Origin of the sequence: Paramaledivibacter caminithermalis DSM 15212, from assembly GCF_900142245.1 — a bacterium.
Classification (GTDB): domain Bacteria; phylum Bacillota; class Clostridia; order Peptostreptococcales; family Caminicellaceae; genus Paramaledivibacter; species Paramaledivibacter caminithermalis.
This window is the reverse complement of the sequence record NZ_FRAG01000039.1, coordinates 23,434-34,521: the sequence shown is the minus strand read 5'-3', so window position 1 is coordinate 34,521 and position 11,088 is coordinate 23,434. Positions and strand designations below refer to the sequence as shown.

At 30.1% G+C, this 11,088-nt stretch carries 13 protein-coding genes and 1 CRISPR repeat array; of the genes, 11 read left to right on the top strand and 2 right to left on the bottom strand.

Features of this window, described 5'->3' with window-relative positions; all coding sequences use genetic code 11:
• From BUB36_RS19750 to BUB36_RS13380, 5 genes are all read left to right on the top strand, one after another.
• Window positions 1–203: hypothetical protein (locus BUB36_RS19750; protein ID WP_330390498.1), on the top strand; the 203-nt coding region annotated here is incomplete at its 5' end.
• Window positions 204–359: 156 nt separating this feature from the next.
• Window positions 360–671 (top strand): hypothetical protein, encoded by a 312-nt coding sequence (locus BUB36_RS13395; protein WP_073151203.1) that lies wholly within the window; start codon window positions 360–362, stop codon window positions 669–671.
• A 29-nt stretch (window positions 672–700) separates the two neighbouring features.
• The gene (locus BUB36_RS13390; RefSeq protein WP_073151200.1) at window positions 701–1,486 is read left to right on the top strand and encodes a hypothetical protein; all 786 of its coding nucleotides are present in this window, start codon (window positions 701–703) and stop codon (window positions 1,484–1,486) included.
• Between the two features lie 77 nt (window positions 1,487–1,563).
• Window positions 1,564–2,202 (top strand): ribonuclease H1 domain-containing protein, encoded by a 639-nt coding sequence (locus BUB36_RS13385; protein ID WP_073151197.1) that lies wholly within the window; start codon window positions 1,564–1,566, stop codon window positions 2,200–2,202.
• Window positions 2,203–2,262: 60 nt separating this feature from the next.
• Window positions 2,263–2,451, top strand: coding sequence for a hypothetical protein (locus tag BUB36_RS13380; protein WP_073151194.1), 189 nt, complete (start codon window positions 2,263–2,265; stop codon window positions 2,449–2,451).
• Window positions 2,452–2,579: 128 nt separating this feature from the next.
• On the opposite strand, the gene BUB36_RS13375 is transcribed toward BUB36_RS13380, so the two are convergent.
• Window positions 2,580–3,032: a staygreen family protein gene (locus BUB36_RS13375; RefSeq protein ID WP_073151191.1), complete on the bottom strand. Its 453-nt coding sequence runs from the start codon at window positions 3,030–3,032 to the stop codon at window positions 2,580–2,582.
• Between the two features lie 189 nt (window positions 3,033–3,221).
• Between BUB36_RS13375 and BUB36_RS13370 the strand changes: the two genes are divergently transcribed.
• Window positions 3,222–3,698: an LURP-one-related/scramblase family protein gene (locus tag BUB36_RS13370; protein ID WP_073151189.1), complete on the top strand. Its 477-nt coding sequence runs from the start codon at window positions 3,222–3,224 to the stop codon at window positions 3,696–3,698.
• Between the two features lie 24 nt (window positions 3,699–3,722).
• Here BUB36_RS13370 and BUB36_RS13365 read toward each other — a convergent pair whose 3' ends face one another.
• Entirely contained in the window at window positions 3,723–3,962 is a 240-nt protein-coding gene (locus BUB36_RS13365) for a hypothetical protein (RefSeq protein WP_073151186.1), read from the bottom strand.
• Between the two features lie 405 nt (window positions 3,963–4,367).
• Between BUB36_RS13365 and BUB36_RS13360 the strand changes: the two genes are divergently transcribed.
• The 5 genes from BUB36_RS13360 to BUB36_RS13340 all read left to right on the top strand — a co-directional run bounded on the left by BUB36_RS13360 (window position 4,368) and on the right by BUB36_RS13340 (window position 11,074).
• Complete coding sequence (locus BUB36_RS13360; RefSeq protein ID WP_073151183.1) at window positions 4,368–5,603, top strand: ATP-binding protein; 1,236 nt, start codon at window positions 4,368–4,370, stop codon at window positions 5,601–5,603.
• A 5-nt stretch (window positions 5,604–5,608) separates the two neighbouring features.
• Entirely contained in the window at window positions 5,609–6,505 is an 897-nt protein-coding gene (locus BUB36_RS13355) for a DNA-binding domain-containing protein (protein ID WP_073151180.1), read from the top strand.
• Between the two features lie 140 nt (window positions 6,506–6,645).
• Complete coding sequence (gene gltS, locus BUB36_RS13350; RefSeq protein ID WP_073151177.1) at window positions 6,646–7,854, top strand: sodium/glutamate symporter; 1,209 nt, start codon at window positions 6,646–6,648, stop codon at window positions 7,852–7,854.
• 267 nt (window positions 7,855–8,121) lie between these two features.
• Window positions 8,122–8,694: direct repeats of the CRISPR family, unit length 30 nt; unit sequence GTTTATAGATTACCTATGAGGAATTGAAAC.
• A gap of 352 nt (window positions 8,695–9,046) precedes the next feature.
• Complete coding sequence (locus BUB36_RS13345) at window positions 9,047–9,802, top strand: hypothetical protein (RefSeq protein WP_084112042.1); 756 nt, start codon at window positions 9,047–9,049, stop codon at window positions 9,800–9,802.
• A gap of 15 nt (window positions 9,803–9,817) precedes the next feature.
• Window positions 9,818–11,074: an aminotransferase class III-fold pyridoxal phosphate-dependent enzyme gene (locus BUB36_RS13340; protein ID WP_073151174.1), complete on the top strand. Its 1,257-nt coding sequence runs from the start codon at window positions 9,818–9,820 to the stop codon at window positions 11,072–11,074.
• Window positions 11,075–11,088: the final 14 nt, after the last annotated feature.

The window sequence follows — 11,088 nt, the reverse complement described above, 5'->3', positions numbered from 1 at the left end:
AAGAAAAGAAAAAATACACAGATATAGAGCTGAAAGAAAAGTTAAGAAGAGAATATAAAATAGATGAAGTTAATACTCTTAATAGAGTTGATAGAGATAAGATAATATCAGATATAAGAAAATCAACAGGAGCAAGTATAAGGCAATTAAGTAGGGTATTGGGAGTGTGGCGAGGAATTATTGAAAAAGCTATAAAGACATGACAAACGAAACGTCCCTATGACATAAAGACATGACAAACGAAACGTCCCTATGACATAATTTTAAAAAGATTTTGGAATGGATTTACAGGAAAAAATACGAAAATAAGAGCTGACATTGACAGAAATTTAACTAAAGCACAGTATGCATCTCAGCAAATGATTCAAAAGCTTGCAGAACAAAACTTATTGGCATTTGATATTATAACAGCAGTGAATAATAAACTAAATACATTGGTAATAGAAATGGATGAAGAAATAAATAAAATTTACAAGGCAATGATTGTATTTTTTAAACATACTAGATCAGATTTAATTCAAATGGAATCAAGAATAGAAAAGTTAGAAAGAAATGTTGCGCTTCATGATTGGAATATAACTGTTGAATATCGAATGTATAATGGAGTAGAATATTGTGATCTTCATGATATTGAAAAAATAGCATGTATAGCTAATGATTTTTTCATCTGACAAAAGGATATTGGAGTACATCAGATCTAATGCTTTTAAAATCTACTCTTTCAGATATTGGTTTGCCTGTTAAATCAAAGATTTCATCAGAAGATTTTTATGAATACTTAATTGATAAACCAAGTTTGATAGAGAGATTACTAGAAGGCATTTCATTAGACGGAATGGTTAATGTTGAGGGATATCAAGCCCCTTTATTAAAGGGTGTTGAAAAGTTGACAAAGTTACAGAGGGAAGAAAAGTATGTTTTAGATACAGTATTATACCAATTAGAATCAGAAAATTTGGGATATAATAAAAGAGATATTCAAATTAACATGGTTCATCATTATTTAAAAAATACTGCATTTATGAGAACCGATGCTAAAATTAATATGTTCGATTTTGTGGTAGAATTGTTAACTAATTTGAGTATGATAAATACTTCAACTTCTCTTCAAGAAGTAGCAGTAACAAAAGAAGTTATTGAAGAAGATTTGAATGATAGTGAGAGCATAGATTTAGCAAATATATCAAGAGATGATCTTAAAAGTTTGTTAAAAGGAAAAGACCCAGAGAAATATATTACATGTGAAGTATGTCAATCTAAAATCAAAGTAAGAAATATGCTTAGGCATTATGATAAGAATAGTATAAAAAGAATAGTAATGGAGGCTCGTGAAATAAAAAGAAAATTCAACATGAATAAGAACATAGAGACAGTGCTTCATTTTCCAAATATTACAGCAACATCCGAAGGACCAATAGGTTTTCAAGTTATTATTGGGAAAAATAATTTAGGAAAGATTGAATTGCTAGACAGCACAGTATTTTAATTTAGCAATAGAATTACGAAGAAACGGGGTCAGCGAACAACTTTTAAACCCTGACCCCAAAATATGAGGAGGTACATATGTCTGAAAAAAAAAGCAAATATGTATATGCTGTAAGAAAAGGTGAAAAAACTGGAATTTTTAATAGTTGGGCAGAGTGTGAAAAACAAGTAAAAGGATATTCAGGAGCTGAGTTTAAAAAATTTAAGACAGAAAAAGAAGCATTAGAATACATAAACAATTGTAATGATAATAATAATGAAAAAGATGTTTTTAGTGTTGATGAGTTCAACAAATTAAATAGTGAAGTGATTGCTTATGTTGATGGAAGTTACGATAGCAAAACCCATCAATATGGATCAGGAGTTGTTATTCTATATAAAGAAGAAAAAATAACTATCAGTAAATTAGGTGACAATAAAGATTTGGCTGATATGAGGAATGTGGCAGGGGAAATCAAAGGTGCAGAAATAGCCATGGAATTTGCTTTAAAGGAAAAGGCTTCTAGCTTGACAATATATCATGACTATGAAGGTATTGAAAAATGGTGCAGTGGCTCTTGGAAGGCCAGAAAAGCTGGAACTATGAAGTATAAAGAATACTATGATGAAGTATCTGATAAAGTAAAAATAAAGTTTGTAAAAGTAAAAGCTCATTCAGGTGATAAATATAATGAAGAAGCTGATCAATTGGCAAAAAAAGCATTAGGCTTGGTCTAATAGACCGATAGTTCTTTGGAGATTAAACTACAATGCTAACTTAATAAAGGAGAAAAAGATATGGAAGTTCAAATATTTGTAAATGGAAAAAAAGAACCTTTGATTTATAAAGGTGATAGAATAGATATACTAGATTTTGAAATAGATAGTATAAAATATAAGCAAATAAGATATTTCAATTTAAAAAAAGGAATAAGTAAAAGTGAATTTGTCCAAGAAAATCTTATAAAAAAGATAGTGGAAAAATAAGAAGACAAGACTAATTAAAGATAGGTTTTAAGCTATTTATAGAATTTACATAGTAAAACTTAATTTATACATGTACAAATACGCAACGTTTCTGGGCGTTTTGGATATGTATAAATTAAAGTCTTTACTTAAATTCCTATATAATCTGATGGGGTACCCCTGTATTCAATACGATTAAAATAAGGGTCCATGGAATAAAAGTGTATAAATATTGGTGAGCTATCTAACATGGGATAATTTTGGAAAAGAGCTCTATCTCCATATCTTATGGCTTCTAGTGCTAATGGTAATTCTTTAACAAAAATTCTATTGCGTAATGCTGTCATGGATAAGCCATGTTGTCCATCAACATAAACATATGCAAAAAGAATATACTTATTATTATCATAATTCCATTTAGCTAACAACTCATCTCTTATAGGTCCGATCTTATCATAGGCATATTCTAATCCTATTGTTAAAAAAAGCTCACCTGTGATATCAGAATGAGTCAATGTATAATGTCGGTCGATAATTGGACTTATAGGAGTTACTCCAAAGCGAAACTCAACATTTAATTTTTCAGGCTTCAATCTCTTCATAAAATACCTCCATTCAAATATATTAGTTCTATCCTTTATAATATACATTTGAGTGAATTTTGGTGAAGAATATGAAGTCCTAACCTGCATTAAATACATATCTAATGAAGATTTATTAAAATATATTATTGTATTATGTGCATTGAAATTATAAAGTCAAAAAATATTAAAATAGGGGAGACTTTAAAAATGAAATATATGATAAAGCAAAAAATATTTAGTTTAAGAACAGGGTTTAATATAAAAAATGAATTTGAAGAGGATATATATTCCGTTAAGGGAGAAGTTTTTTCACTGGGAAAAAAATTAAGGTTATATGATATTGAAGGTAAAGAATTAGTTTATATTGAGCAAGAACTTTTTAATTTTTTGCCAGTATACAAAATATATATTGATGGTAAAATAATAGCTAAAATAAAGAAAAAATTTACATTGTTTAGAACGGAATTATCTATTGAAAGTAATGGAAAAGAATATACTTTAGAAGGAGATTTTTTAGCTCATGAGTATAGAATTCTTTCACAAGACAGAGTGATAGCAAATATTAGTAAAGAATGGTTTTCATTTGGTGATACATATGGTGTTGAGATATCTGATGCTGAAAGTCACCCATTTATACTAGCTCTCGTAATAGTTCTAGATCAAGCTTGTCATGAAGGAAGATAAATAAAGACGACTTTGTAGCCGCCCTTATTTTTTCTTTTTTAACATGATATTATATCCTAGCTCGGTCTTGCCCTTTGTTTCTAATTCTTTTTCAAAGGTATTAAAGGATTTATTTAGTCGATCCTTTGCATTTCTCATCCAATCGGCACCCATCCACAGCTGCAAAGTATCTATGGCCTCATAGAGAGCTAGTTCTGCTTCACTTTCTTCAATAATGAAATTTTTAATATTACTATTTTCTTTAATAATTAATTCATACGACATATTATCACCCACTAATATTGTTTGCATTTTAATGTTTTTTAATATCTTGGAAAATATGGTTTATAAAAATATAATTATGCAACATTCATTATAACAAATCTAAGAATGAAAATAAATAAAAAGTATTCAATTATTTTAGTAAAGGTTGTATAATAGAATAGGTTAAATAAAAAGTTGCACAGTATATTGTGCATTTTTTTGTTTGGATATATGTATAAATTAAGTTTTACTATGGGAAATCTACATAGATATTCCAGTAAAACAATTAATTTATACACATCAAAAATCCTCAAAAACTCTGGATATTTTGATATGTATAAATTAAGTTTTACTATGGGAAATCTATATTTTTAAAAAAATAGTAAAAATATTAAAAAATATGTTTTGAAATGATGGGAGATAGGGATGAAAAAGTTCAAGAAATATTTATTGTTCACATTAGCTATTGCTTTCTTAAGTGAAATATATTTTTATCCTTTTTCAAGCAGCTTGAGATTTTCTGTAGGTGTTATAGCTTTAAGCTTATTCCTTCTTATGAGAGAAGAGATTTCTGAACTAAAGCTATCTTTTTTATGTGGATCAGCAGTTTTTATAATTAGAAATATTCTAGCTATGTTTTTTAAAACAATGGCTGTTAAAGAGGCTGTAATACTGAATTTTCCTGCAATGCTTTATTATATGTCCTATGGTTTATTGGCATTTAGTACAAAGGTTAGAAAGGACAAGGAGAATCTTGTAAAAACCATATTCTTACTAACAATAATTGATTCCTCTAGCAATGTTTTAGAGGCACTTGTAAGAAATAATGTATCATTTAATATTATACAAATCATTTTTCTTGTAGGGATTATAAGGAGCTTTATAGCATATTTTATATATTGGTTTTACAAGAAGCAAGAGTTATTTATACTTGCCAGAGAACATCAAAAAAGATATAGTCAACTTAATAAATTAGTTTCAGATATTCAAGCAGAAATGTTTTACTTGAAAAAATCCATGAAGGATATAGAAAGGGTTATGAGTAAAAGCTATAGTTTATATGAGACCTATAAGGATAATGAAGAACTACAGGAAGAGACACTGAATATTTCAAGGGAAGTTCACGAAATAAAGAAAGATTACTATAGAGTAATAAGGGGCTTTGAAGCTTTTTTAAAGGATTTTGAAAATGATGATACAATGAGACTTTCTGATATTTTTGCAATTATTAGAGATAATACAATTAGATATCTTAAGGAAAATAATAAAGAAATCAAAATTTCCTTTAACTATGCTGATAATTTTATATTAAAAACTTATTATTCTTTATTTTCTATGCTTAACAATCTAATTATAAATAGTATAGATGCTAGTGATGATGGAGATACAATCAAAATAGTTCAATTAAGTGATGAAGAAAATATTTACTTTAAAGTTATTGATACAGGAGAAGGTATAGATAAAGAGCTCCTTCCCTATATTTATAATCCAGGTTTTACAACTAAATACGATGTAATAACTGGAAAACCATCTACTGGTATAGGGCTTTCTCATATAAAAAATATTATTGAAGATTTAGAGGGAAATATTGAAATAAAGTCACGTCCAAATATTGGCACCACAGTTGAATTAGCAATACCAAAAAAATCATTGATTGGGTGATGAATATGGATAAGACATTTTTAATAATAGATGATGATGTAAATATTAGAAAGATGCTTGGATTTTTGATAAGAAAAAATAATCTAGGCAAATTAGTAGGTGAGTTAGATAGCGGAGAACACGGAGCAGAGGAAATCGTTTTTTATAATCCTGATATTGTACTTATAGATTTGCTTTTGCCAGTTAAAGATGGCATAGAGATAATAAAATCTGCTAAATCACAAGGCTATAAAGGAAAGTTCATCATGATTTCACAGGTTGAAGATGATGAGATGATTTCTAAGGCCTATGAGAGTGGAATATTGTTTTTCATTAGTAAACCAATAAATAATATTGAAGCTATTAATGTTATTAAAGGAGTTTGTCGTAATATTGATTTGGAAAAGTCAGTTGCATTAATAAAAAATACAGTATTAAATATAGGTGTAATAAAGGGTGATAGTTCTGCAAGAAAAAGTAGTTTAGATGAAGAAATTTCTAATATACTTACGGATATAGGTATTATTGGAATGACGGGTAGCAATGAACTGAGGGATATAATACTTAAAATAATAGACATAAAAAGAAGAAATCCAGCTGCTAATTATCATTTGCAAAAAATATATGAAGAAATTGCAAAAGAAAGAAGTTTAGAAATAAATGAACCCATAAACAAGAGAACTATAGAAAAAAGAATAAGAAGAGTTATTCAAAAATCACTTCAAACTATTGCAGAATTAGGACATGATGATTACTATAATATTAAATTTTCTGAGTACAGTACCATATTATTTGATTTTAAACAAGTGAAACAAGAAATGAGACATATAGAGAATCCAAAGGAAGAGCATGGTAAGATATCTATAAAAAAATTTATTGAAGGCATAATCTCAAAGTTGAATTATCAGAAAAATGATATGTGATGATCTGTAAAAATGAAATATTAGAAAAATGAAAAAAATATCGTGGTATTCTGTCGGAAGAGGGGAGATAATGTCGTGCATCCATATAATAATTATAGTATGCAATTATTACATAAAATTATTATATGGAGGTATGTTAAATGGTATTAAATTTAAATGTAGTACAAACTCTTGCATTAGCAGTTTTAGTTTTGCTTTTAGGGCAAGGGATTAAGAAAAAAGTAAATTTTTTTGAAAAATTTTGTATTCCAGCACCAGTAATTGGGGGACTTATATTTGCAATTTTTATTTTAATATCTAAGCAAACGGGTATGCTAACCCTTGAAATGGATATGACCCTTAAAAGCTTATTTATGACAGCATTTTTTACAACAGTTGGATTTACAGCAAGCTTTAAACTTCTTAAAAAAGGTGGTTTACAGGTTATAGTATTCCTAATATTTGCAATAATTTTAGTAATTTTACAAGATATTGTTGGTATAAGTTTAGCAAAGGTTTTCAAAATCAATCCACTTATAGGACTTAGTACAGGTTCTGTTCCTATGACTGGAGGACATGGAACTTCAGGTGCATTTGCTCCTATATTTGAAAAAGCAGGAGCAGTAGGTGCAACTACCGTTGCTATGGCATCGGCTACCTTTGGATTAATAATGGGTAGTATGATTGGAGGTCCTCTAGGAAAACGATTGATTGAAAAAAATAATCTTTTAGTAAAACAAGAAAAAACAGACGATATAGCTTTAGCTGAGGTAGCAATTACAGAAGTAGGTTTTAAAAGTGAATTAAACTCAAATAGTTTTATGGCAGGGGCTTCTCAAATTATTATAGCTATGGGATTAGGGACTTTATTATCAATAATCCTTGAAAAGACAGGGTTGACTTTCCCACCATACATTGGAGCAATGTTTGCAGCTGCAATCATTAGAAATATATCAGATTTCACAGGTGCTTACAAAGTATATGGACAAGAGATTGACATTATTGGAAATACTTCACTATCTATATTCCTTGCAATGGCACTAATGGGATTAAAGCTATGGCAATTAGCTGATTTAGCAGGCCCACTTATTGTAATGCTATTGGCTCAAGCATTTCTTATGGGATTATTTGCTTACTTTGTAACATTCAATGTAATGGGTCGAGACTATGAAGCTGCCGTTATGGCATGTGGACACTGTGGATTTGGTATGGGAGCTACACCGAATGCAATGGCTAACATGAATGCTATTTCAGAGAAATTTGGACCTTCACCAAGAGCATTCTTCATACTGCCATTGATAGGAAGTTTGTTTATTGATTTCTTTAATGCAGGAATAATTACTTATTTTATGAATTTATTTGTAAAATAGATAGCTTAGTAAGGAAGATATAAAAAAATTACTTAGTTATAATTATAGTTGGAACTTAATGAATTTATTTGAAATGTCAATAACCAAAATTAACTATATAAAAAGTCGTCGACCTCCAATAATGCAAAAACCTTGGGAGGTCGACGACTTTTTAGTTTTTGAAAATATATAGTAATTTCAATAATTATAAGATTTTATACGAAAAAGAAGGATATTTTTGATTTATGTAGAAAAAATATAAATACAGCATTTTCAATGGATAAATGGGTTTATAGATTACCTATGAGGAATTGAAACATACTAAATGCAAAATTTACAGCTCCTAATGATTTTCCGTTTATAGATTACCTATGAGGAATTGAAACTATGCTACTGTCATCACATCGGTGTGAAGTATTGCATGGTTTATAGATTACCTATGAGGAATTGAAACCCGGGTTGCCCTCCTTTTTTACGTTTCTTTTTATTAGGTTTATAGATTACCTATGAGGAATTGAAACCCTTGATGAACATATTCTCTACCTGGAAAATGAGGACGTTTATAGATTACCTATGAGGAATTGAAACCCTTCTACGCTCTGTCTCTTACTTTCTTTCATATTGTGGTTTATAGATTACCTATGAGGAATTGAAACTGGGTACTCATGTAGTTTTGGCAACCCGCAATTATTGTTTATAGATTACCTATGAGGAATTGAAACCAGGGAAAAGGTAGACATATTGTTGTAGGTAAAGGTGCAGGGTTTATAGATTACCTATGAGGAATTGAAACGATATAGTGAACAATGAAAATAATAAACCAGATGTTTAGTTTATAGATTACCTATGAGGAATTGAAAGTATTTAAAAAAGAAGGATAGCTACTCCTTCTTTTTTTGTTATGGGGATTACCTATGGTAAATGAGAGTATCAATTTAACTTTTCAAATGTGACATCTTCTTCTTTTTGGATATTATAGATAATTAACATCTATTAAACCTTGTTCTAGTCAATTTTTTGTAGATGTGCTATAAATACAACAATTGCAAAAATAATTGAAATTTTCAGAAAATTATATTGACATTTTTCATATTTGGTGGTAAATTTATAGTATAAAAATAGAGTGAGCGCTCGCTCTATTAAATTGTTATAAAACTCGGTAAAAACCTTATTAGACTATTTTCAATATACTGAGTTAGAAGGGGGAGTAAAGTTGAAGGATGCTTTGACAATGTCGAATATCAACCTTTATGCTGTTTTGCGAAATCTTGAGGATTTATGTGCGCTTGATAAGGAAATGGCAGCTTTGATTAAAGGTAAAAGCATTGGATTACAATTTGTTGTAAAAGGGGGACCACGGGCATTAATTAGCTTTGAAGATGGAAAATGTACTTTCACTAGGGGGACAGGAAAAAATAATATAAAGCTATATTTTAAATCACCAGAGCACTTTAATGATATGATTTTAGGAAAAGCTAATCCAATTCCACTAAAGGGTTTTACAAAAATAAATTTCCTTAAAAATCAATTTTCCCAGCTAACAGACAAACTTACCTATTATCTCAAACCTACTGAAGTACTTCTAAAAAAATCCAATTATTTAAAGATGAATACGATATTTACAATATATACAGCAATATTTGCCCTTGCGGAAATCGGTAATAATGATAAAATAGGCAAACTAAATGCTGGTAGGATTCCCAATGGTACGATACAGCTATCTGTAAAGAATGGTCCAACAGTGAATATAACTGTAAAGGATGGAATTTTAGAAGCTAAAAAGGGACTGGTAAATTCTCCAAGGGCTTCAATGACATTTAATAGCATTGAGACAGCAAATGCAATGTTAAATGGTAGGATAGATCCTTACAGCTGTATTTCAAGTGGGAGGCTTGAAATGAAAGGATATATTCCTATGATTGATAATTTCAATAAACTGTTAGTACAGGTGTCAAATTATCTAAATTAAAGAAGGGGGAAAAAAGTGAAAACTTATAATTATAAAAGGAATAGAGAGTTGTTTCAAAAGGCTCTCAAGGTTATACCTACAGGTATTTATGGGCATCTTGGTCCTACTTCAAGTTGTTTTATACCAGTAGATGCATACCCGTGCTTTGCTTCGAGAGCAAAGGGGGCATATATATGGGATGTAGACGGAAATAGATTTATTGATTATATGTGTGCCTATGGTCCCAATATTCTTGGATATAACGATGAAGACGTAGAAGCTGCTGTAGAAAAGCAAATGAAGCTTGGGAATTGTACAACAACTCCCTTTGCGATTATGATTGACATGGCGGAATTATTGGTAGATACTGTTGAAATGGCTGACTGGGCATTTTTTGCTAAAAATGGAGGAGATGTAACTAATTTTGCACTTATGGTTGCAAAGGCTGCAACGGGTAGAAAAAAGACCATATTGGTTAAGGGTGGGTATCATGGAGTTGCACCTTGGACTCAAAAATTAGGATATCCAGGTATTGTAGAAGAAGACGTAGCAAACAACATTTATGTAGAATGGAACAATTATGATCAGGTAGAAAAAATCGTAAGAGAAAATCCGGGAGAGATAGCGTGTTTTATGGCAACTCCTTATCATCATCCTATATTTATGGATAATGAGTTGCCTAAGAAAGATTATTGGCAAAAAATAAGGAAGCTTTGTACTGATAATGGTATAGTATTGGCAATAGATGATGTGAGATGTGGATTTCGCTTGGATTTAAAGGGTTCAGACCATTATTTTGGTTTTAAAGCCGATTTAATGTGTTTCTGTAAAGCCCTTGGTAATGGTTGGAATTTCTCAGCTTTATGTGGAATCGATGCTCTCAAAGATGCTGTTTCATCGGTAATGTATACAGGAAGCTACTGGCTATCGGCAGTACCCTTTGCAGCAGGAATCGCATGTATCAATAAACTCAAAAAAATCAATGCTCCTAAGATCATGAAATCTCAAGGGAAAAAGCTGACAGATGGATTAGTTGATATTGGAAAAAGACATGGCTTTAATCTAATAGTTACTGGCGAACCATCCATGTGGTATATGAGAATAGCCAACGATGATTCATTGATGTTACATCAAGAGTGGGTAGCTGAATGTGTTAAAAGAGGAGTATTTTTTACAAACCATCACAATTTGTTTATGAATTGTGCCATGACCGATGAAGATATAGAGTTTACCCATGAAGTAGCAGATGAGGCTTTCAAAGTTGTAAAGGCTCGGAATAAAGAATTGTTTTAGGAAAGGGGATTGAC